Consider the following 22,447-nt stretch of genomic DNA (forward strand, 5'->3'; position numbering starts at 1 on the left):
CCCGCTAGAGGGCGACGGCCGATCATGCTTTGACCTGCAGTGATGCGAATTACTTGGTCGAGGGGCCGACCTTCACGGTGATCGTCGAGCCGTTGAGCGGCTCGTTGACGATGGTGAGGCGCGTGTTGGTGTCAGAGACCTTGACGCTTCCGGTCGGGTTCTCCGCGTACCAGTAGGTGCCCTTGTGGTCGTCGAAGACCGGGACGCCGAGGGTCGGCTTGATCTTCAGCGCCACGTCCGCGTTGTGGAGCGTGAAGCCCTGGTTCGGGTACCAGCTGAACGGGGCGTCGAACGGCTGGATCTTGTTGCGCAGGATCGTTCCGTCGGTCCACTTCAGCGGCTTGGCGTGCGAGTCGACCGGCAGGATGAGGCCCTGGCCCGGGTGGGCGGAGGTGTTGTTGTCCGCCTGCGAGGTGTCCCACAGCCAGACCATCAGGCCGTTCTGGTACGCGTAGTGCTCGACCCAGTCCGGGCGGGTGGTGGAGAAGCCGAAGTTGTACGGGCCGACCTTGAGGGTCTCGTCGTACGAGGTGTACTGCCGGTTCTCGGCGATGTAGTACTGCGGGTAGTCGTTGGTGAACGACGCGCCGATCCGCGAGAAGCCCTTCGACGTCCAGCCGTTGTCGTCGCCCTCGGCGTCGTCCGAGAAGATCACGGCACCGTCGGCGCTGATGGTGAGCGCGTCGGCGGTGAAGCCCTTTCCGGCCACTCCGCCGTCGGAGGCGTAGCGGAAGCGGAGGTCGATCTTCTTGCCCGCGTAGGCGTCGAGCGGGTACGAGAGCTTCTTGTACACGCCGGACGCGTCGGTCAGGGCCGGCTTGTCGCTGGCGTCGCGCGGCAGCTCCTTGCCGTCGGCCGTGCCGTCGATGGCGGTCCAGTTGGCGCCGCCGTCGGTGGAAACCTCGGTGTAGAGGTAGTCGTACTCGGCCTCGATGTCGTACCAGCCCGAGAGGTCGAGCGAGGCGGACGTCTTGCCGGTCAGGTCGACCGAACGGGTCAGCGTGTTCGACAGGTTGTCGCCGCTGCCGCTCCACCACTGCTTGGCGCCCTGGGCGGGCGTGACGACGGAGGTCGTGACCTCCTTGTCGGGAAGGTTGACGACCAGCGCCTGCTTGTTGGCCGTGTTGTACTCCGAAACGCCCAGCTTGTGGCTGGAGTTGGTCGCGGCCTTCGCCGTGTCGTAGTCCAGCCAGCCGAGTTGCAGCTTGTCCCAGGCGGTCATGTCGCCGGGGGTGTCACCGATCTCGCCCTGGCCGCGGCCGAGCCAGGAGCCCGCCGACATCAGGGACCAGAAGCCGACCGAGTTCTCGCCGGCACCGGAGGTGTCGTAGAGGTCCGGCAGACCGAGGTCGTGGGCGTACTCGTGGGCGAAGACGCCCAGTCCGCCGTTCTCGGGCTGGACGGTGTAGTCGCCGACCCAGATGCCGGTGTCGCCGATCTGCGCGCCACCCGCCTTGTTGCCGGTCGGGCCGGTCGCCCCGGCGTTGGTGCCGTACGCGTACCAGCGGTGCGCCCAGATGGCGTTCTCGCCCTGGACACCGCCGCCCGCCGACTCGTCCTCGCCCGCGTGGACCATCTGGAAGTGGTCGATGTAGCCGTCGGGCTCGTTGAAGTTGCCGTCGGCGTCGTAGTCGTAGCGGTCCCACTGGTCGTACTGGGCCAGGTCGGCCTTGATCTGCTCCGTGGTGGAGCCCTTGGCCTTCTGGTCGGCGGTCCACGCGTTGACGCCGTCGCGGACGGCGTCCCACACGCTGGCGCAGCTGCTGGCGCCGCAGTAGTTGGAGCCGTAACGGGCTTCGTTGTAAGGGATCTTGACCCAGTCGGAGACCTCGCCGTTGACCGAGTAGCGGCCGGACGAGGTCTTCTCGTAGTACTTGGTCAGCGAGTTGGAGGTCGCGCTGGTGCCGAAGTACAGCTCCTGGAAGTGCGCCTGGTTGTAATCGGCCTGCCAGGCGGTGCTGTTGTCCTTCTTCGGGTCGGGCTGGGCGATCTGGTTGTGCGCCGGACCCGGCGTGCCGCCGAACTTGACGACCGGCGCCTCGGGGCCGGAGCCGTCCGGGTCGAACATCGTCGAGTTGTCCACCTGGTCACCGAACTCGACCAGGATGGTGAAGATCTTGTCGGTCTTCTCGCGGCCGAGCTCGACGTACTTCTTGTCGTCGAGCTTGACGACCTTGGAGCCGCCGCGGTCGGTCACCTTCTTGTCGCCCGAGATGACCTGTTCCAGCGCCGCCTGGCGTTCGCTGTTCTGCTTCTCGCTGAACGGGCCTTCGAGGTTGTGCTCTTCGGCCTTCTCCGGAGCCGGGTCGTGGCTCTTGGTGATGGACGTGCCGGCCGGCGTCGTCGACTGCGCCGCCTGCGCGACGAAGAACGTCGACGCGGTGGCCGCGCTCGCGGCCATGGCCACGACGACGGCGGTGGCACGGAGGCCGCTTCTCTTACTGGTCACCTGATGTCCTCCCCGGGCGTTCGCGTGCGCGGCCAGGGGGTGACTGGGGGCCGCGCGCACGTGGACGCGTCACAAGTGACGACATTCGATCGGAGTTGCTGGAGAAAAGACAGATCTTGACTTGTACCGGCCAAGTGCACTATGCAGGAGCCGCCTTCCGGTATTCGGACAATCACAGTTTGGCCAACCGGCGCGCCCTGGAGCCGCATCGGCACACGTTATGAGCCAATGCGCCCCCCGTGCACCGGCGTTGGGGTGAGGCAAGGCTTATCCGCCTCCCTCACGGGCATCCACCGTCCAGGCCCCCGGGGCCGTCCCGCCGCGTGGGCGGGCCTCTCATCCGACGCCTTCCAGGACGGATACCGCCATGCCGCGTCCGACTGCCGCACAGCTCGTCTACGGTTGCGCCACCGTCGTCCTCGTCACCCTCGCCCTGCTGCTGCTCACCGGCGCCTCGTCGGCCGCCGAGGTGGGCGTCGTCTGCCTCTCCGCGCTGGTGCTGGGCGTACTGGTGGCGGTGGCCGTCCCGGCGCCCCGCTGGGGCCGCGGACCGGTCCCGGCCGGCGCGACCCGCCCGTACCGGACCCCCGCCCGCGCCTCCCGGGAGAGCGGAACCGCCGCCGAGGAGCGCGTCGGCGGACACGTGCGGCGCTGACCTCCCGCGCACCGTCCGCCCGTGCGCGGGCACCCGTGCCCGCCCGGCGCCCCGCTCAGCGGACACTGACCACGACCGTCTTGGCCGCCTTGTCCTGCAGGCCCTGCCGGTACGGCTTGTCGGTGAACATCAGCACGATGTTGATGAGCCACCACAGGCACGGGCAGCACAGGAGCGCGGGGAGCCAGAGCACGACCGCGCGCATCAGCGAGGCGTTGGTGGAGGGCACGCTGCCGTCGCTCAGCATCGCGACGCGCAGCTTCAGCAGCCTCTTGCCCGGCGTGCGGCCGTCCTTGTGCGTGAAGTAGGTGTCGTACCCGACGTAGCAGACCAGCGCGATCAGCGACCAGATCAGCTGGTGCCCGCTGTAGGTGTTGGTGACGGCGTCGCCCACGTCGCTGTCGCCGTTGTCGGAGGTGATGTCGACGGCGCCGCCGAAGGGCAGCGAGATCAGATAGAGCGGGATCGAGATGATCAGGAAGTCGATCAGCCGCGCCAGGATGCGCGTCCCCTGCGCGCCGAGCGGTGGCATCCCCGCGAGCGGGTCGGCGCCACCGTACGGGCCGCCGCCGTACGGCCCCGGGTCGTAGGGCGGCGGAGGCGGGGGCGGAGGTGGCGGCGGCGCGCCGTCGTACGGCGAGCCCGACGACGGCGGGGGGTCCTGCGGCTTCTTGAGGAACGGATCGTCGTCCTCGGGCGGCTGGCCGGGCGTCGGCGCGTCGTTGCTCATGCGGGCAGTGCACCCCGCCGGGCACCGCGCCGCAACGGCTCAGGTGCTTTCGAGTGACGGACCGTCAGCCGACGGGGCGGTGACCGTCCGGCGCCGGCGCGACCTCCGGGGCCTGGTACGGCCCCCGGCCCCGGTACGACCCCCGGTCCGTCGCCCGCCCGTACGTGACGGCTGGTCAGCCCGCGACGAAGGTACGGGCCGCCTTGTCGTGCCAGCACTGGCGCCAGGGCCGGTCGAACAGGCACCACGCGGCGTCGAGCACCCCGATCACCAGCAGCCCGAGGAGACCGTGGACGAGCCAACGGCGCAGCGCCGCCCCCAGGGTGGGCACGTCCTGCGACTCGACGTCGCGGACCTGAATGCCGAGGAGCTTCTTGCCGAGCGTCCGGCCCCACTTCGCGGTCGGCAGCGCCTCCAGCAGGAAGCCGACGACGAGGAACGCGGCGAGCACCCCGCCGAGCTGCCCGGTGGTGGTGGCGTCCAGCAGATGGACCGTCACCGTGCGGCCGGAGAGCTTCGCGGCCTCGATCTTCGCGTCCATGTGGTCGATCGCCGCGGTGACCAGCGGGAACCCGGCCGCGCCGACGAGCGCGCCCAGCACCACCGTGTCCAGGACCCGGGCGACGAGCCGACGGCCGAGTCCGGCGGGCCGGCCCGCCGACTGGGCGCGGGCCATCTGCTGGAACGGGTCGTCCACCGGCGGCTTCCACGGCACGACGGGCGGCTCCGCCGCCTGCGGCCCGGCCGCCCCGGGACCGCCGTAGGGCCCGGGACCGGCGGTGGCCTGCGCCTGCTGGGCGGCCGACTGGGCGAGCTGCTGGGCGGCCTGCTGCGGCTGGTACCCCTGCGGGGCCCGCTGGGCCTGGTGCTGGGCCTGGGGGACCTGAGGGGTCTGCGGGGCCTGCGGGGCCTGCGGGGGCGGCTGGTACGCCTGCGGGGCCTGCTGGATCCGGGGCGCCTGCGGGGCCTGGGGCGCCGGCTGGGCCTGGGGTGCCGGCTGGGCCTGGGGGCCCTGCTGGGCCCAGGAGGTGGCGCCCTGTCCGGGGCCGGCCTGGGCGCCCTGGGCGCGGAAGGGGTCGCGTGCCGGTGCGGCGGCCTGCTGCTGCGCGGACTGCGGCTGTGCGGGCTGCGGCAGCTGGGGCCCGGCGGGCGACGGGGCGACGGAGCGGGCGTCGGGCGCGGCGTGGACCGGGCCGTCGTGGCCGCCGTCGCGTCCGGCGGGCAGCGCGGCCGGTGCGGCGCCGTGCGGCAGCGCCGGGCGGCGCGGGTCCGGGCCCGCCTCGACGGCGCGCGGGTCGGCTCCGCCGCGGGCGCCCTGGCCGGGCACCTGGGCCTCGCCCGGGCCACCGCCCCAGGAGACGCGCCGGTCGGCGTCGTTGCCGAAGCCGGCCTGCCGGGCCGAGTCGGCCTGCCAGGCGGTGGCGGGCTCGGGCTGGTGGGCGCGCTCGACGGGGAGGCCGCCGGGGTGGACCGGGGCCTGCCGGGACGGGTCGAACCGGGCCGCGGCGGCGGCCTCCTGGGCCGCTTCCTCCTCGTCGAAGAAGACCGGCCCGGTCTCCTCCACGGGCGCGGCGGGGGCGGGGGCCCCGTGGTGCGCCTCCGCGGGCGCCCCCGTGGCGGAGGCGTTCACGTCCTGCCCCGGAGCGGGGCGGGACGTCCCGGGAACCCACGAAGCGCCGTTCCAGTAGCGGACGTAGCCGGGGATGGAGGGATCGGGGTAGTACCCCTCACGGGGGCGTTCGTCACCGGGTGCCGGAGTTGGCGCGCTCATCAGCGGGTCCCGTATCTCTTCGTAGCCGCAACACAAGAGTCAACATCTATCAGACCACCGCCTTCCCCCGGGCCGGTCCTGGTGTTTGGGCCACTTTCAGGTCGCTTCGAAGATTTTCTCTTCAAGTCGCGTCATCGCGGACGGGGAGCGCGCTCTCTCCTTGTGCGGGCCGGTCGCGGGACCGGTCCCTGGGCATCGAAAGGTCGTGCATCTCATGCGCAACGTCGTGGAACGTGAGCTGGAACTGAAGCTGGTCCTGTCGCCCGAGCGATCCATTCCCGTACCCGCCCGGTTGACGTACCGGGCGGACGACCCGTACGCCGTGCACATCGTCTTCCACGTCGGCTCGGAGTCCCCGGTGCACTGGACGTTCGCGCGGGAGTTGCTGATCGAGGGGGTGTTCCGGCCGTGCGGGCACGGGGACGTGCGGATCTGGCCGACGAGGGTCGGGCACCGCGACGTCATCTGTGTCGCGCTGAGCTCCCCGGACGGCAACGCCCTGCTGGAGGTTCCGTCCGCGTCGGTGTCGGCGTGGCTGGAGCGGACCCTCACCGTGGTCCCGCCGGGCACGGAGAACGACGGCCCCTGGGGGGAGTTGCTCGACCAGGAGCTCGCCGAGCTGCTCTCCCCGCTGCCCGCCGAGGACCTGTGGCTCGCCGACCCGTTCGGCCCGGACGACGCGCCCCAGGACTCCAACGAGGCGTGAGCGTGGTGGACAGGGCACGTGGTTCAGAAGAGCTTGCCCGGGTTGAGGATGCCGAGCGGGTCGAAGGCGGCCTTGATCCCGCGCTGCAACTCGATCCCCACCGGACCGAGTTCCCGGGCGAGCCACTCCTTCTTGAGGACGCCGACGCCGTGTTCGCCGGTGATGGTGCCGCCCAGTTCGAGGCCGAGCGCCATGATCTCGTCGAAGGACTCGCGGGCCCGGCGGGACTCGTCGGGGTCGGCGGGGTCGAAGCAGACGACGGGGTGGGTGTTGCCGTCGCCCGCGTGGGCGCAGACGCCGATGGTGAGTCCGTACTTCTCCGCGACGGCGGCGGTCCCCTCGATCATCGCGCCGAGCCGCGAGCGCGGTACGCAGACGTCGTCGATCATCGTGGCGGGCTTGACGGTCTCCAGCGCGGTCAGCGACATCCGGCGCGCCTGGAGCAGGAGTTCGGACTCGGCGACGTCGTCGGCGGGGACCACTCCGGTGGCTCCGGCCTCGGTGCAGAGCGCGCCGACGGCGGCGAGGTCGGCGGGGGCGTCGGGCGTGTCGAAGGCGCAGAGGAGGAGCGCCTCGGTGGATTCGGGCAGGCCCATGTGGGCCATCGCGTTCACCGCGCGGACCGTCGTACGGTCCATCAGTTCGAGGAGTGACGGGGCGTGTCCCCGCTCCATGATCCGGCAGACGGCGTCGCAGGCCGCCGCCGCGGAGGGGAACTCCGCCGCGAGCACGAGCTGGCGCGGCGGCTTGGGGCGGAGGGCGAGGACGGCCTTGACGACGATGCCGAGGCTGCCCTCGGAGCCGACGAAGAGCCGGGTGAGGTCGTATCCGGCCACGCCCTTGGCGGTGCGGCGGCCGGTGGTGAGGAGGCGCCCGTCGGCGAGGACGACGTCGAGACCGAGTACGTACTCGGCGGTGACGCCGTACTTGACGCAGCACAGGCCGCCGGAGGCGGTGCCGATGTTCCCGCCGATGGTGCACATCTCCCAGCTGGAGGGGTCCGGCGGGTAGGAGAGGCCGTGTTCGCCGACGGCGCGGGAGAGGGTGGCGTTGACGACGCCCGGTTCGACGACGGCGATCCGGTCGACCGCGCTGATCTCCAGGATCCGGTCCATCTTCACCAGGGAGAGCACCACGCACCCCTCGGAGGCGTTGGCGGCGCCGGAGAGGCCGGTACGGGCGCCCTGCGGCACCACCGGTACGCGCAGCGCGTGCGCGGTGCGCATGACGTGCTGGACCTGTTCGACGGTGCGTGGGAGCACGACCACCAGGGGCGATCCGGCGTCGCAGAAGCTCGCCATGTCGCGCGCGTACGACGCGGTGACGTCGGGGTCGGTGAGGAGGGCCTCGGCGGGCAGGCCCGCCCGAAGCCGTTCGAGGAGATCGTCCCGGTGGTCCATGCTTCCACCCTGGCACCCGGCGGCCAATGGTGTGAACCCGTCTGCGGCTGCTGTTCCGGAGCGCGGTGTGCTCTTCGTACTGACGCAAAGTGATCGTATGGATGTCATGCCGCAGCAGGACCCGGATGCCCGCACGACGCCGTCCGCCTCTCCCCACCCGCACGACGGGCCTGGGTGGGAGGCGCCGCCCGAGGGCGGACCGCCCCGGGACCCGGCGGACGGGGGCCCGCCGCCCGAGGACGCCGAGGTGCAGCCCCCGCCCCCCACCCTGCGCACCTCGCTGCGGCGGGCCGCGGTCGGGGCGGTGGCCGCCGGGGTCCTGGTGGCGGGCGCGCTGGTGGCCGTACCGGAGGACGCCCCGGCCCCCGCCGCGGCGCCGGGGGCGGCGGACCGGGCCCGGTCGGCGGCGACCGCCGGGGCACCGGCCTCGCTCTCCGACCTGACGGCCCTGATCGGCGACCGGCAGAGCTGGGTACGGAGCCACCCGGCGGACGCCCCTGCCTGGGCGGCGCTCGGTTCGGCATACGTCGAATGGGCCCGGCGGTCCGCGGACTTCGGGTACTACCCGCGCGCCGAGCAGGCCCTGAAGCGCTCGCTGGCGGCCGAGCCGGGCGACCGCGGCAACGGCGCCGCCTGGGTGGGGCTGGCCGAACTCGCCGACGCCCGCCACGACTTCCTGGCGGCGAAGAAGTGGGGCGAGACGGTACGGGACCGCGCGCCCGGCACGTGGACGCTGTACCCGGCGCTGATCGACGCGTACAACGGGCTCGGCGACTACGAGGCGGCCGGCACGGCCACCGAGAAGTTCGCCGCCCTGCGCAAGGGCGTTCCCGCCCTGGGTCGTACCGCCGAGCTGTACCGCGACCGGGGCTGGCGCGAGGACGCGCTCGCCACCGCGCAGGAGGCCGCCGACCGCTCCGTCACCCCCGCGCAGAAGGCGGAGGCCCTGCACCGCCTCGGCGACCTGGCCCGCGAGCGCGGCGAGGCCGGGGAGGCACTCGCGCAGTACGACGCGGCGCTCCGCATCGACCGGGGCCACAACGCCTCGCTCGCCGGACGGGCCCGCGCACTGACCGCTCTGGGCCGCACCGACGAGGCGCTCGCGGAGTACCAGCGGGTGCTCCAGCGCCTCCCGCGCCCCGAGTACGCCCTCGAACTCGCCGAACTGTACGAGTCGTTGGACCTCGACGGGGACGCCGCCAGCCAGTACGCGACGTTCCTGAAGATGGCCGGGGCGGCGGAGCGGAACGGGGTGGACGAGACGCTGCCGCTGGCCCGCTACGAGAGCGACCACGGCGACCCGGAGGCGGCCGTGGCGCGGCTGCGCGCCGCGTGGGAGGGGCAGCGGCGCGGATCGGAGGTCGCGGACGCGCTCGGCTGGGCGCTGCACCGGGCGGGCAGCACGGAGGAGGGCATGGAGTTCGCCCTCAAGGCGGCCGACAGCGGGCTCCGCAGCGCCTCGTACGCGTACCACCTGGGCGTGATGGAGGCCGAGTCGGGCGATGTCGGGGCCGCCCGCCGCCATCTGGCGGAGGCCCTGCGCACCGACCCGGCGTTCTCGCCGCTGGACGCCCCGGCGGCCCGGCGGGCGCTGGACGGACTGGGCGAGCCGGCCGAGGGCGGCCCTCAGGACCTGCGGCCGGCCTCCGCCCCGGCCGCCGCCCCGGACCCGGCCCCTGATCCGGCGGCGGACCCCGAGCCGCAGGGCGAAGCACCGGCGGCTCCCGCACCCGCCGCACCCCCGGCTCCGGCGCCCGCGCCGTCCGCCGCACAGGCCGCCGAACCTGCCGGGCCTGCCGGGCCTGCCGGGCCTGCCGGGCCTGCCGGGCCTGCCGGGTCGAAGCAGGGCGCCCCGGCCGCCTGAGGGGCTGCCTGGGCCCAAGGTCCGTCCCGCCGGTCGCGGGTGGGGCGGTCAGTCGCGGGGCGGCCGGTCGCCGGGAGGTCAGTCGCGGGTGGCGATGGCGTCGCCGTTGACGGTGGTGAGCGTCAGGGTGGGGCCGCTCGCGTCGGCGGTGGTGGGCAGGGTCACCGAGGTGGTGCCGTTGCGCGTGGTGGCGGCAACGCGGTAGGCGGGGGCGGTGTGCGGCAGCGACACCCGGAGCGAGCCGTTGGTGGTGGCGGCGGTGAGCGGGGACGGCGCGGTGGCGCCGGCGAGGGTCACGTCCCCGTTGACCGTCCCGGCGTTCAGGCGGCCGGAGCGCAGGTCCTCGGCGCGTACGGAGCCGTTGCGGGTGGTGAGCCGGACGGTGGCGCCGTCCCGCCCGGACCGTACGACGGTCACGTCCCCGTTGACGGTGGTGAGGTCCAGCGGCGCGGCGACCCCGGCCACGTCGATGCCCGCGTTCCGGGCGGTGACGGTGACGGAGGCGACGGCGGGCACGTCGATCACGGGCATCCGGGGGCACGCCCCGCCCCGGTCGCCGTCGCCGCCCCGGTCGTCACCCTCACCGTCCCGGCCGTCCCCGTCTCCGTCGGCGTCGACGTCGCGGCAGGTCAGGTCGAGCACCCAGGTGTCACCCCGGTGCGACCAACGGGCCTGCACCTGAGGGTCGGTGACGGCGTGTTTCCCGTCGGCCGGGCGCAGCCGCACCCCGTTCTCCGTGGTGATCACGAGCCGTGCGTCCCCGCCGAGGTCCGGGGCCGTCACGGCGTCGGGGCGCGTACGGAAGTCCCCGTCGTGCCCGTCGCACGCGGCGAGGAGCGGAAGGACCACCAGCAGGGGGGCCAGGCGGCGTGCCCGCCGGGAGGAAGTGGCGTTCATGGGTGCCGTCTTCCCCGGGACGGGCCGTCCATGACGCGGCACGGGCTGTCCATGACGGCACAGGCTGTCCATGACGCGGTTCGGGCCGTCCATGACGCGGCGGAGCCCGCGCCCCGGGTGGAGGCGCGGGCTCCGGCGTACCGGCGGCCGACCGGCGCGTACCGGTCTACCGGTCTACCGGCTCAGAGGTTTCCGCGTCGCTCCTGCTCGCGCTCGATCGCCTCGAAGAGGGCCTTGAAGTTGCCCTTGCCGAAGCCCATCGAACCGTGCCGCTCGATCATCTCGAAGAAGACGGTCGGCTTGTCCTGGACCGGCTTGGTGAAGATCTGGAGCAGGTAGCCGTCCTCGTCGCGGTCGACCAGGATCTTCAGTTCGCGCAGCGTCTCGACCGGGACGCGGGTCTCGCCGGCCCATTCGCCGAGGGTGTCGTAGTACGAGTCGGGGGTGTCGAGGAACTGCACGCCGGCGGCGCGCATCGCGCGGACGGAGGAGACGATGTCGTTGGTGGCGAGCGCGATGTGCTGGACACCGGCGCTGCCGTAGAACTCCAGGTACTCGTCGATCTGCGACTTCTTCTTCGCGACGGCCGGTTCGTTGATCGGGAACTTGACCTTCAGGGTGCCGTCCGCGACGACCTTCGACATCAGGGCGGAGTACTCGGTGGCGATGTCGTCGCCGACGAACTCCTTCATGTTGGTGAAGCCCATGACCTGGTTGTAGAAGTTCACCCACTCGTTCATCCGGCCGAGTTCGACGTTGCCGACGCAGTGGTCGACGGCCTGGAAGGTGCGCTTCGCCGGGGGCTGGACGATCGGCTCGGCGGCGGCGAAGCCCGGGAGGTAGGGGCCGTCGTAGCCGCCGCGCTCGACGAGGGTGTGGCGGGTGGTGCCGTACGTGGCGATGGCGGCGAGGACGACCGTGCCGTGCTCGTCCTTGAGCTCGTGCGGCTCGGTGATGCCGCGCGCGCCGTGCTCGACGGCGTACGCGTACGCGGCGCGGGCGTCGGGGACCTCGATGGCGAGGTCGATCACGCCGTCGCCGTGGGCCGCGACGTGCTCCTCCAGGAAGGTGCCCCAGTCGGTGGACGCCTTGACGACGGAGGTGAGGACGAAGCGGGCGGAACCGTTGGTCAGGACGTAACTCGCGGTCTCGCGGCTGCCGTTCTCCGGTCCGGAGTAGGCGACCAGCTTCATGCCGAAGGCCGTCGAGTAGTAGTGCGCGGCCTGCTTGGCGTTGCCCACGGCGAAGACGACCGCGTCCATTCCCTTCACCGGGAAGGGGTCGGCCTGCCGGGCGGTGTCGGGCGTGGTGTGCAGAGTCTCTGTCATGTTCCGAGGCTCCCCTCGCGCGGCAAGGTGCGCAACAGTTCGTGATTTCGCTGCACAATCCGTCCAGTGACCGGCCAGTATGAGCGGGCTGTCTGTACATGATGACCATCACATCCGAAGGGCCGGGGCGCACCGTGGGAATCGACCGACTGGACGGGGAACTGATCGTGCTGCTGGCCCGGGAGCCCCGGATCGGGGTGCTGGAGGCGTCCCGGCGGCTGGGGGTGGCGCGCGGGACGGTGCAGGCGCGCCTCGACCGCCTTCAGTCGAATGGAGTCATCCGGGGGTTCGGGCCCGAGGTGGATCCGGCGGCGCTCGGGTACCCGGTCACCGCCTTCGCGACGCTGGAGATCAAACAGGGTCAAGGCACCGATGTGCGGGCCCACTTGATGGGCGTACCGGAGGTGCTGGAGCTGCACACGACGACCGGGCACGGGGACATGCTGTGCCGGCTCGTGGCGCGGTCGAACGCCGATCTTCAGCGCGTCATCGACCGGGTTGTCGGTTTTGATGGCATCGTCCGGGCCTCCACGGCGATCGTCATGGAGAACCCCGTCCCGCTGCGCGTCATCCCGCTCGTGGAGCAGGCCGCGAGGGACACCGACTGATCCGAGGGAGTGCGTCGCTTGAGCTTCTGGGAGTACGTGACGACCCGGCACCAGCAACTGCTCACCGACGCCTTCCAGCACGTCAGCGCCGTCTTCCAGTGCATGGTCATCGCGACGGTGCTGGGGGTGGTGATCGGGGTGGTCAGCTACCGCAGCGGCTGGGGCGGTTCGTTCGCCATCACGTCGACGGCGACGATCCTGACCATCCCCTCGCTGGCGGCGATCGGTCTGCTGATCCCGCTGGTCGGGCTGGGTGTGGCGCCGACCGTGATCACCCTGACGATGTACGGGCTGCTGCCCATCGTGCGTAACTCCATCGTGGGGCTGCGCGGGGTGGACCCGTCGCTGGTGGACGCGGCGAAGGGCATCGGGATGTCGCGGATCGCGCGGCTGTGCCGGGTGGAGCTGCCGCTCGCCTGGCCGCCGATCCTCACCGGTATCCGGGTCGCCACGCAGATGCTGATGGGCATCGCCGCGATCGCCGCGTACGCCTCGGGGCCCGGGCTCGGCAACGAGATCTTCCGGGGCATCGCCTCGCTGGGCAGCGCCAACGCGATCAACCAGGTCCTCGCCGGCACGCTCGGCATCGTCATCCTCGCGCTTCTCTTCGACGCCGCGTACGTGCTGCTCGGGCGGCTGACCATTCCCAGGGGGATCCGTGTCTGAGACCGCTGCCGACGCCACCGCCGAGCCGGAGGCGGCGGCCGAGACCTCCGGGGCGACGATCCAGCTGGAGAACCTCACCAAGCTGTACCCGGGCAACCCGAACCCGGCCGTGGAGAACGTCTCCATGGACATCAGGGCGGGCGAGACGGTGATCTTCGTGGGCCCGTCCGGTTGCGGCAAGTCGACCACGCTGAAGATGATCAACCGGCTGATCGAGCCGACGTCCGGCCGGATCAGGATCGGCGACGAGGACGTCACCGACATGGACCCGGTGAAGCTGCGCCGGAAGATCGGGTACGCGATCCAGTCCTCGGGGCTCTTCCCGCACATGACGGTCGCCGACAACATCGCCCTCGTACCGAAGATGGTGGGCTGGTCGAAGCGGAAGGTGAAGGACCGGGTCGAGGAGATGCTCGACCTGGTCGGGCTCGACCCCCGGGAGTTCCACGGCCGCTACCCGCGCCAGCTCTCCGGCGGCCAGCAGCAGCGTGTGGGCGTGGCGCGGGCGCTCGCCGCCGACCCGCCGGTGCTGCTGATGGACGAGCCGTTCGGTGCCGTCGACCCGATCACCCGCGACCACCTCCAGGACGAGCTGATCCGGCTCCAGCACGAGCTGCACAAGACGATCGTGTTCGTCACCCACGACTTCGACGAGGCGATCAAGCTCGGCGACCGGATCGCGGTGCTGCGGGAGCGTTCGCACATCGCGCAGTTCGACACCCCGGAGGCGATCCTCACCAACCCGACCGACGACTTCGTCTCCGGGTTCGTCGGGGCGGGCGCGGCGCTGAAGCGGCTCAACCTCACCAGGGTCCGGGACGTGGTCGTCGCCGACTTCCCGACGGTGACGGTGGACGACCCGCTCCAGGACATCTTCAACAAGCTGCGCAGCGGCCCGCACAACGAGCTGCTGATGCTGGACCGCAAGAACCGCCCCTACAAGTGGCTGCGGCGCGGCGACCTGATGCGGGCACGCGGCTCGCTCGCGCGGGCGGGACAGCTGGTGCACGACACGGTGACCCGGGACGCGACGCTGCACGACGCGCTGGAGGCGGTGCTCACCGACAGCGGCGGGCGGGCCGCGGTGACGGGGCGGCGCGGGGAGTTCGTCGGGGTGGTGGACATGAGCACCCTGATGGACAACGTGCAGGAGCTGCTGGAGGCGGACCGGCTCACGGCGATGGAGCACCAGCACCAGCTGGAGGAGCTGCGCAGCCATCAGACGGAGCAGGAGCTGGAGGGGGGTGGCGGCGCATGAGCCCCAGCAGCCGCCAGGACCGCGACTCGTCCGGCCGGGACAGGACGCCGGACCGGCCGGCGGGCGAGCACGACGTCAAGGGGGTGGCGTTCCGGGACGAGGAGAGCGAGCCGCCCCCTCCCCCGGCGCGTCCGCCGCGCCGGATCACCTGGCAGAAGCTGGTGGTGCTGCCGCTGGTGCTGGCCGCGGTGCTGGTGGCGACGTACTTCTGGATCAACAACGTCAGCCTGGACTCCATCGCGGAGAACTCGATCGCGGGCGACACGGTGGAACTGCGCTGGTGGCAGCATGTGCGGCTGACGGCGATCTCGACGTTCTGGGTGCTGATCATCGCGATTCCGCTGGGCATCGCGCTGACCCGCAGGGGCCTGTCGCGGTCCGCTCCCCTCTTCACCGCGATCGCCAACATCGGCCAGGCCACTCCGGCGATCGGCCTGCTGGCGCTGCTGGTGATCTGGCTGGGCATCGGCCCGTCGACGGCGATCACCGGCATGGTGATCTACGCGGTGCTGCCGGTGCTCTCCAACACGGTGGCCGGGCTCAAGTCGATCGACCCGACGCTGGTCGAGGCCGCGCGGGGCATCGGGATGTCGGGTACGGGCACGCTGGCGAAGGTGGAGCTGCCGCTCGCCGTCCCGCTGATCCTGGCGGGGGTGCGGACCGCCCTGGTGCTGAACGTGGGTACGGCCACGCTGGCCACGTTCGGCGGCGGTGGCGGGCTCGGCGACCTGATCACCTCGGGCATCCAGACGCAGCGCATGCCGGTGCTGGTGCTGGGGTCGGTGCTGACGGTGGTGCTGGCGCTGCTGGTGGACTGGCTGGCCTCGCTGGTGGAGCTGGTACTGACGCCGCGCGGACTGGAGGCACCGTGAGGACGCGGGCGGGGTCCGGGGGCGCGGGGCCGTACGGGGTCACCGGGTCCGGGACCGTGGACGGGTACGGGTTCGTGGCGCCCGGGGGCGCGGGGCGCGGTGGGCGTGGGGCCCGGCGCCGGCGTGCCGGGGCGGTCGGGGCCGTACTGCTGGCGCTGGCGCTCACCGGGTGCGGGCTGAAGAGCGGGTCGCCGATGGCGGACGAGGTGGAGCCGGGTTCGGTGGGCGCGGGCGAGCCGCTCAAGGGCGCCTCGCTCACCGTCACCTCGAAGAACTTCAGCGAGAACATCATCCTCGGTCAGATGATCGGCCTGGTCTTCAAGGCGGCCGGCGCCGAGGTGCTGGACCGCACCAACCTCCCGGGCTCGATCAGCGCCCGCGAGGCCATCGTTCAGGGCGACGCGGACGCGATGTACGAGTACACCGGCACCGGCTGGATCACCTACCTCGGCAACGCGGAGCCGATCGACGACCCCGAGGAGCAGTGGAAGGCGGTACGCGACGCCGACCGGCGCAACGGGGTGACCTGGCTCCCCCAGTCGACCCTCAACAACACCTACGCGCTCGCCATCAGCCGGAAGAACAACGCGAAGTACAAGCTGAAGAACCTGTCGGACGTGGCGGCGCTGGCGAAGAAGAACCCGTCGGCGGTGACGGTCTGCGTGGAGAACGAGTTCGCCTCCCGCGACGACGGTCTGCCCGGGATGGAGAAGGCGTACGGGATGTCCCTGCCCGCCGCGAACATCCGCAAGATGGACGCCGGGATCATCTACACCCAGGTGTCCAAGTCCGACTCCTGCCTGCTGGGCGAGGTCTTCACGACCGACGGCCGGATCAAGGCGATGAATCTGGACGTGCTCGCGGACAACAAGCACTTCTTCCCGAACTACAACGCGGCGCCGGTCATCCACACCGCGACCTTCGACAAGTACCCGGTGATCGCCGACCTGCTGGACCCGGTGAGCGCGAAGCTGACGACCGAGGTCGCCCAGGAGCTCAACGCCAAGGTGGACGTGGAGGGCGCGGACCCGCACACGGTGGCGCTGGAGTGGCTGGTGGAGGAGGGGTTCATCAAGGAGGGGTGAGCCGGGAGGGCTCCCGTACACGCAAAGGCCCGTTGCAAAGACTCTTTGCAACGGGCCTTCGTACGTCTAGGGTTCGCGTCATGACGACCGGAGAAGCCCAGGACGGCAACGGCCCGAAAGCCCCGCACCCCTCCCCCGACCCCGCGACGGCCCCCGCCCCGCCGGTCGGGCCGCTCGACGCCGGTGCGCTGAAGGCCCTGGCGCACCCGCTGCGCATGCGGCTGCTGACCGCCCTCCGGGACCAGGGGCCGGCGACGGCGACCGCGCTCGGCGCACGCCTCGGCGAGTCCAGCGGGGCGGCCAGCTACCACCTCCGGCAGCTGGCCGCCCACGGTCTCGTCGCCGACGCCCCGGAGCTCGGCCGGGGCCGCGAGCGCTGGTGGCGGGCGGTCCACCGGAGCACGTCGTTCGACAGCGAGGACTTCGTGGGGCATCCGGACCCGGAGGTCCGCGGCGCGCTGGGCGTCTTCCTGATGGAGACCGCCACCAAACACACCCAGGAGCTGAACACCTGGCTCGGCACGCTGCACGAGTGGCCCGAACCGTGGCAGCACCACTGGGACATGAGCGACTTCCGCCTCCGGCTGACGCCCGAGCTCGCCGGGGAGCTGGCCTACAAGATCCACGCGCTCGTCGAGAGCTACCGCGGCCGGGTCGCCGAGGACGCCGAGGGATCGGCGCCGGTCCACGCCCACGTCCACCTCTTCCCCCGGGGGGAGTGACCGTGGCCGGGGGGAAGCATCAGCCGGGTTCCGCGCCGCTCCGCGTGCGTCGACGCACCCCGTTCGCCGCCGTTCTCGCGGCCAACACCGTGTCCACCGCGGGCACTTCGCTCACCCTGATCGGGGTGCCGTGGTTCGTGCTGCAGACCACGGGGAGCGCCGGTCGGGCGGGGATCGTCGCCTTCTGCGCGACCCTGCCCATCGTCGTCTCGGCGCTGGTCGCCGGGCCGCTCATCGACCGGCTCGGCCGCCGCCGGGTCGCCATCGGCTCCGACCTCCTCTGCGCGCTCGCGGTCGCCGCGATCCCCCTGCTGCACCGGGCGGACCTGCTGGCGTTCTGGGCGCTCTGCGCGCTCGTCGCGGTGAGCGGGTTCGCCCACACCCCGGGCAACACCGCCCGGTACGTCCTCCTCCCCGACCTCGCCGAGGCGGCCGGCACCACGCTCGCCCGGGCGGCCGGTCTCCTCGACGCCGTGGGGCGGGGCTCCAGGATGGCGGGCGCCGCGCTCGCCGGGGTTCTGATCTCGCTCACCGGCCCCGCGTCGGTGCTGCTGATGGACGCGGCCACCTTCGGGATCTCCGCGCTGATCCTCGGCATCGGGCTGCGCGGTTTCCGCGCCGCCGCTCCCGACACCGGCCGGCAGCCCGTCTCCCTGCGGACCTACCGCTCCGAGCTGCGCGAGGGGTACGGCTATCTGCTCGGCAACCGGCTGCTGCTCGGCATCGTGCTCCTGGCGATGCTGATGAACGGCACCGACCAGGGCTGGGGCGCCGTCCTGCTGCCCGTCCACGCCGAGGAGTCCCTGGGCGGTGCCACCGCGATCGGGCTGCTCACCGCGCTCTTCGGCGCGGGCGGGCTGGCCGGAGCCCTGCTCTACGGGGCGTACGGGGCACGGTTCTCCCGGCGGAGGGTGCTCGGGGTGTGCGCCGTGCTGAGCGGGGCTCCGCGCTTCCTGGTGGCCGCGACGACCCACTCGGTGGCCCCGCTCGCCGTGACGATGGTGTGCGCGGGGGTGGCGGCCGGATCGCTGAACCCGATCCTCTCCACCGTGATCTACGAACGGGTGCCCGACGCCCTGCGCAGCCGGGTCTCCGGGGCGCTCACCGCGGGCTGCGAGCTGGCGATGCCGGTCGGCGGCCTCGCGGCCGGGCTGCTCGTGGACGGGGCGGGTGTGCGGGGCGCGCTGCTGCTGACGGGCGGCCTGTTCGTGCTGGCCACGCTCGGCCCGTTCGTGTTCCCCGTCTGGCGGGAGATGGACGCGGATCCGGCGGCCGGCGTGGCGTCGCCTCCCGTCCCGCCCGCACCGCGCGTGCCTCCGGCGTCCCCGGTACTCAGCAGCTGGGGACGCCTGCGCCGCGGTCCAGGGCGTCGAGCGCGGACACCGCGCCCTTGAGGGTGGTGACGGGGATCAGCTTCAGGCCCTTCGGGAGCTCGGCCGTCGCGGCGCCGCACTCGGCCTTGGGCACGAGGAAGACGGTCGCCCCGTCCCGTCGGGCGGCCTGCGTCTTCAGGGAGACCCCGCCGACCGCGCCGACCGTGCCGTCCGCCGCGATGGTGCCCGTACCGGCGATGGTGCGGCCACCGGTGAGGTCGCCGCCGGAGCCGTTGCCGTCGAGCTTGTCGATGATGCCGAGGGCGAGGAAGAGGCCGGCGCTGGGGCCGCCGATGTCGCCGAGGTCGAGGGAGAACGTCATCGACCCCTGCTCACGGTCGAGGTAGTTCAGGGCGGCGTCGACGGCGACGTCCTGGGACTCCTTCATGTCGTTCAGGTTGTGCTGCTCGATCTGCTTGACGGAGCCGCCGGTCGGGTAGACCGAGTCGCGCGACATGACCGCCCGGTCCGTACGGAACCAGCTGTCGGCCAGGTCGCCGATGCGCACGTCCGCGGTGGGGCCGGTGGCGACGATCGTCGTCATCCGCAGCTGGCCCTCGGTGGTGCGGGTGGGTGCGCCGGTGATGGTGATCACGGGCTTCCCGCCGGCCTCGCCGAGGACGTTCGCCGTGGTGCCGGGCTGGGCCAGCGTGAACGGCAGCGGGGCGAGGGCGGCGGTCCCGAACAGGGCGAGCACCGGCAGCGCGCAGAGCGCGAGGGTGCGGGGGCGCGTAAGACGAAGGGGCACCCGGCCAATCTATCGGTCGGTGTGCCCCGTCCCGGGCGCCGGGCCCGGCGGCCCGCGGGCGCGGGCGGCCGGGGCCGCCGCGCCCAGACCATACGAAGCCGAAGGATCGTGAACCTGTCAGCAATAGGACGTCGTCGAGGGACCTCTCATCTCAGTGCGTCGGCGACCTCGCGGGCCGCGTCCAGCACCCGGGGGCCGACCCGCTCCGGGATGCAGTCCGCGAGCATGACCACGCCCACGCTGCCCTCCACGCCGGAGACCCCGACCAGCGGTGCCGCGGCCCCGCTGGCGCCCGCCTCCAACTCCCCCTTGGTGAGGGTGTAGCCGGGGTGGTCCACGACGGTGCGCTGCCGCGCGGAGAGGATGGCCCGCCCCGCGGCGCCCTGGTCCAGGGGGTGACGGAAGCCGGGCCGGTACGCCACGTGGTAGTCGGTCCAGGTGGGCTCCACGACGGCGACGGCGAGCGCGTCCGAACCGTCGACGAGCGTCAGGTGGGCGGTGGCCCCGATGTCCTCGGCCAGCGAGCGCAGCGCGGGCAGCGCCGCCTCGCGTACGAGGGGGTGCACCTGGCGGCCCAGGCGCAGCACGCCGAGTCCGACCCTGGCCCGGCCGCCGAGGTCGCGGCGGACGAGGGTGTGCTGTTCGAGCGTGGCGAGCAGGCGGTAGACGACCGTGCGGTTGACGCCGAGCCGGTTGGACAGCTCGGTGACGGTAAGCCCGTGGTCGGTGTCGGCAAGCAGTTTGAGGACACGTAGTCCTCGGTCGAGTGTCTGGGAAGTCTCCGCGGTCACGACCCGTCCCCTCCGAGGGTGAGCGACGGCGGCCGGCTCCACGCACACACGACGCCGGTCCCAGCGGCGACGCACGGAGAGGCCGCCGGTCTGGCCCGGCCGTGTCCGAGATTCCACCTTCGCCCGAAGGGCGCGGTGCGTACGGAAACGACCTGGTACCGGCTGCGCTCCGCGGCGACGTTGCCACGGGGCGTTCACATATGTTCGGACAGTAGCGAGGCAGTCCGCTGAGCGGAAGACCTCGTCCAGAATCCGGTCCCCCGCCGCTCCCGCCCCGCATAACCGCCGGTCAGCGCGCGACCGTCCGGAACCCGGACGTCTACGCGCGTCCAGGTCGTACGACGCGGAGCGTGACGACGGGCACCATTGGTAAACCGGCGTTAACAGTACGTAACAAAAAATCATGACGCGCCGCGCTCGCGGAGGCAGCGCTCGGCCGCCCGCGTGCGCCGCTCCCGGCCACGCGCGCCGACACCCCGGAGAACCCGAGGGCGTCCCGGCCCGCCCCACGGCGACGGCCCGGTGCCCGGACGGAGGATTCCGCCGGGGCACCGGGCCGTCGTCACGTCACGCGCCGGTGGACGCGGGAAGTTCCCGAAGCGGTCACTTCATCCGGGTCGCCCACTCCTGGACCTTCTTGATCCGGTCCTGGATCTGGCCCGCCGTCGCCTCCGCGCTCGGCGGCCCGCCGCAGACCCGGCGCAGCTCGGTGTGGATCACGCCGTGCGGTTTGCCGCTCTGGTGGGTGTAGGCGGAGACCATCGTGTTGAGCTGCTTGCGCAGGCTCAGGAGCTGCTTGTGGGTGACGACCGGGCGGGCCTCGGCGGGCTTCTCCAGGAGGTCGGCCTCGGCGGCGGGCTTCGAGCGGCTGTGGGCGATCTGCCGGGTCTGCCGCCGCTGGAGCAGCAGCTGCACCTGGTCGGGTTCCAGGAGGCCGGGGATACCGAGGTAGTCCTGCTCCTCCTCGCTGCCCGGGTGGGCCTGCATGCCGAACTCGGCGCCGTCGTAGAGCACCCGGTCGAAGACGGCGTCGGACTCCAGCGCCTCGAAGGGCAGCTGCTCCTCGGTCTCCTCGTCCTCCAGCCGTTCGGCGTCGGCGAGGAGCTTGTCCTCCTCCGCGAAGGGGTTCTCCTCGTCGCTGCCCTTCTTCGGCTTGTCGAGGACGTGGTCGCGTTCGACCTCCATCTCGTTGGCGAAGTCGAGCAGCATCGGGATGGTGGGGACGAAGACGGAGGCGGTCTCGCCGCGCCTGCGGGACCGTACGAAACGGCCGACGGCCTGGGCGAAGAAGAGCGGGGTCGAGATCGTCGTCGCGTACACGCCGACCGCCAGGCGGGGTACGTCGACGCCCTCGGACACCATGCGGACGGCGACCATCCAGCGCGAGTCGTCCGCGCTGAACTTGTCGATGTTCTTCGAGGCGGCCTTCTCGTCGGAGAGGACCACGGTCGGCTTCTCGCCGGTGACGGACTTGAGGATCTTGGCGTAGGCGCGGGCCGAGTCCTGGTCGGTGGCGATGACCAGGCCGCCGGCGTCCGGGATGCCCTTGCGGACCTCGGTGAGCCGCTTGTCGGCGGCGGTGAGCACGTTGGGGATCCAGTCGCCGGTGGGCGACAGGGCGGTGCGCCAGGCCTGCCCGATGGCGTCCTTGGTCATCGGCTCGCCGAGGCGGGCGGCGATCTCGTCGCCGGCCTTGGTGCGCCAGCGCATGTTGCCGCTGTAGCTGAGGAAGATCACGGGCCGGACGACGCCGTCGGCGAGGGCGTTGCCGTAGCCGTACGTGTAGTCGGCCGAGGAGCGCCGGATGCCGTCGTTGCCCTCTTCGTACGTCACGAAGGGGATCGGGTTGGTGTCGGAGCGGAACGGGGTGCCGGTGAGCGCGAGCCGCCGGGTGGCGGGGTCGAACGCCTCCTGGCAGGCCTCGCCCCAGGACTTCGAGTCACCGGCGTGGTGGATCTCGTCGAGGATGACGAGGGTCTTGCGCTGTTCGCACCGGTTGCGGTGCAGCATCGGGCGTACGCCGACACCGGCGTACGTCACGGCGACACCGTCGTACTCGCGGCTCAGCGGCCCGGCGCTGTACTCCGGGTCGAGCTTGATCCCTATCCGTGCGGCGGCCTCCGCCCACTGCTTCTTGAGGTGCTCGGTCGGCGCGACGACGGTGACCTGCTGCACGACGTGGTGGTGCAGCAGCCACGAGGCGAGGGTCAGCGCGAAGGTGGTCTTTCCGGCGCCGGGGGTGGCGACCGCGAGGAAGTCGCGCGGCTGCTCCTGGACGTACCTCTCCATGGCGCCCTGCTGCCAGGCTCGCAGCTTGCCCGCGGTGCCCCAGGGGGCGCGGCCGGGAAAGGCGGGTGAGAGGTGGTGGGAGGCGGTAGTAGTCACGGTCTCCGGTTCGGGTCTCTCGGGTACGTGGGGCGCTGCCGGTACCGCCCGGGACACCCGGTACGCGATACGACAACCGGGCCACCTTACCGGGGGCCCGGGCGGAACCCCGTACGAACGAGGCGTGGTTCGGGCCGGT

19 protein-coding genes are annotated in these 22,447 nt (G+C 72.2%); 10 read left to right on the top strand and 9 right to left on the bottom strand.

From position 1 onward, the window contains the following. Positions 1–49 precede the first annotated feature (49 nt). Positions 50–2,401, bottom strand: coding sequence for an immune inhibitor A domain-containing protein (locus OG599_RS12295; protein ID WP_442809673.1), 2,352 nt, complete (start codon positions 2,399–2,401; stop codon positions 50–52). A 415-nt stretch (positions 2,402–2,816) separates the two neighbouring features. Between OG599_RS12295 and OG599_RS12300 the strand changes: the two genes are divergently transcribed. Continuing rightward, positions 2,817–3,104 (top strand): hypothetical protein, encoded by a 288-nt coding sequence (locus tag OG599_RS12300; protein ID WP_327176025.1) that lies wholly within the window; start codon positions 2,817–2,819, stop codon positions 3,102–3,104. Between the two features lie 55 nt (positions 3,105–3,159). On the opposite strand, the gene OG599_RS12305 is transcribed toward OG599_RS12300, so the two are convergent. Together OG599_RS12305 and OG599_RS12310 are read right to left on the bottom strand one after the other, a co-directional pair. Then, positions 3,160–3,834: an RDD family protein gene (locus OG599_RS12305; RefSeq protein ID WP_327176026.1), complete on the bottom strand. Its 675-nt coding sequence runs from the start codon at positions 3,832–3,834 to the stop codon at positions 3,160–3,162. A gap of 175 nt (positions 3,835–4,009) precedes the next feature. Beyond that, the gene (locus OG599_RS12310) at positions 4,010–5,605 is read right to left on the bottom strand and encodes an RDD family protein (protein WP_327176027.1); all 1,596 of its coding nucleotides are present in this window, start codon (positions 5,603–5,605) and stop codon (positions 4,010–4,012) included. A 214-nt stretch (positions 5,606–5,819) separates the two neighbouring features. Here OG599_RS12310 and OG599_RS12315 point away from each other — a divergent pair, with 214 nt between their 5' ends. Further along, on the top strand, positions 5,820–6,311 hold the full coding sequence (locus OG599_RS12315) for an SsgA family sporulation/cell division regulator (protein ID WP_327176028.1): 492 nt from the start codon (positions 5,820–5,822) through the stop codon (positions 6,309–6,311). Between the two features lie 23 nt (positions 6,312–6,334). Here OG599_RS12315 and OG599_RS12320 read toward each other — a convergent pair whose 3' ends face one another. Further along, a complete protein-coding gene (locus tag OG599_RS12320; protein ID WP_327176029.1) occupies positions 6,335–7,711 on the bottom strand; it encodes an FAD-binding oxidoreductase in 1,377 nt (458 codons plus the stop codon). A gap of 97 nt (positions 7,712–7,808) precedes the next feature. Between OG599_RS12320 and OG599_RS12325 the strand changes: the two genes are divergently transcribed. Next, positions 7,809–9,575: a tetratricopeptide repeat protein gene (locus tag OG599_RS12325; RefSeq protein ID WP_327176030.1), complete on the top strand. Its 1,767-nt coding sequence runs from the start codon at positions 7,809–7,811 to the stop codon at positions 9,573–9,575. Between the two features lie 78 nt (positions 9,576–9,653). On the opposite strand, the gene OG599_RS12330 is transcribed toward OG599_RS12325, so the two are convergent. Next, the gene (locus OG599_RS12330; protein WP_327176031.1) at positions 9,654–10,472 is read right to left on the bottom strand and encodes a DUF4097 family beta strand repeat-containing protein; all 819 of its coding nucleotides are present in this window, start codon (positions 10,470–10,472) and stop codon (positions 9,654–9,656) included. A 182-nt stretch (positions 10,473–10,654) separates the two neighbouring features. Beyond that, positions 10,655–11,800 carry a 4-hydroxyphenylpyruvate dioxygenase gene (gene hppD, locus OG599_RS12335; protein ID WP_327176032.1) on the bottom strand — a complete coding sequence of 382 codons (1,146 nt, stop codon included), beginning with the start codon at positions 11,798–11,800 and terminating at the stop codon, positions 10,655–10,657. A 134-nt stretch (positions 11,801–11,934) separates the two neighbouring features. Between hppD and OG599_RS12340 the strand changes: the two genes are divergently transcribed. From OG599_RS12340 to OG599_RS12370, 7 genes are all read left to right on the top strand, one after another. Further along, entirely contained in the window at positions 11,935–12,408 is a 474-nt protein-coding gene (locus OG599_RS12340; RefSeq protein WP_327176033.1) for an Lrp/AsnC family transcriptional regulator, read from the top strand. 18 nt (positions 12,409–12,426) lie between these two features. Further along, the gene (locus OG599_RS12345) at positions 12,427–13,074 is read left to right on the top strand and encodes an ABC transporter permease (RefSeq protein ID WP_327176034.1); all 648 of its coding nucleotides are present in this window, start codon (positions 12,427–12,429) and stop codon (positions 13,072–13,074) included. Continuing rightward, a complete protein-coding gene (locus OG599_RS12350; RefSeq protein WP_327176035.1) occupies positions 13,067–14,332 on the top strand; it encodes a betaine/proline/choline family ABC transporter ATP-binding protein in 1,266 nt (421 codons plus the stop codon). The genes OG599_RS12345 and OG599_RS12350 overlap by 8 nt, the downstream gene beginning before the upstream one ends. Beyond that, entirely contained in the window at positions 14,329–15,204 is an 876-nt protein-coding gene (locus tag OG599_RS12355) for an ABC transporter permease (RefSeq protein ID WP_327176036.1), read from the top strand. Before OG599_RS12350 ends, OG599_RS12355 begins: the two co-directional genes overlap by 4 nt. A 146-nt stretch (positions 15,205–15,350) precedes the next feature. Further along, positions 15,351–16,289, top strand: a complete 939-nt coding sequence (locus tag OG599_RS12360) for a glycine betaine ABC transporter substrate-binding protein (RefSeq protein ID WP_327180013.1) — start codon at positions 15,351–15,353, stop codon at positions 16,287–16,289. A gap of 80 nt (positions 16,290–16,369) precedes the next feature. Then, complete coding sequence (locus OG599_RS12365; RefSeq protein WP_327176037.1) at positions 16,370–17,011, top strand: ArsR/SmtB family transcription factor; 642 nt, start codon at positions 16,370–16,372, stop codon at positions 17,009–17,011. 44 nt (positions 17,012–17,055) lie between these two features. Beyond that, the gene (locus OG599_RS12370; RefSeq protein ID WP_327176038.1) at positions 17,056–18,405 is read left to right on the top strand and encodes an MFS transporter; all 1,350 of its coding nucleotides are present in this window, start codon (positions 17,056–17,058) and stop codon (positions 18,403–18,405) included. On the opposite strand, the gene OG599_RS12375 is transcribed toward OG599_RS12370, so the two are convergent. The 3 genes from OG599_RS12375 to OG599_RS12385 all read right to left on the bottom strand — a co-directional run bounded on the left by OG599_RS12375 (position 18,344) and on the right by OG599_RS12385 (position 22,308). Next, positions 18,344–19,132 (bottom strand): S16 family serine protease, encoded by a 789-nt coding sequence (locus OG599_RS12375; protein ID WP_327176039.1) that lies wholly within the window; start codon positions 19,130–19,132, stop codon positions 18,344–18,346. The genes OG599_RS12370 and OG599_RS12375 overlap by 62 nt on opposite strands. Positions 19,133–19,278: 146 nt before the next feature. Further along, positions 19,279–19,923, bottom strand: a complete 645-nt coding sequence (locus OG599_RS12380) for an IclR family transcriptional regulator (RefSeq protein WP_327176040.1) — start codon at positions 19,921–19,923, stop codon at positions 19,279–19,281. A gap of 603 nt (positions 19,924–20,526) precedes the next feature. Continuing rightward, positions 20,527–22,308 carry a DEAD/DEAH box helicase gene (locus tag OG599_RS12385; RefSeq protein ID WP_327176041.1) on the bottom strand — a complete coding sequence of 594 codons (1,782 nt, stop codon included), beginning with the start codon at positions 22,306–22,308 and terminating at the stop codon, positions 20,527–20,529. Positions 22,309–22,447 lie beyond the last annotated feature (139 nt).

The sequence above is a fragment of the Streptomyces sp. NBC_01335 genome, assembly GCF_035953295.1.
Taxonomy (GTDB): Bacteria; Actinomycetota; Actinomycetes; order Streptomycetales; family Streptomycetaceae; genus Streptomyces.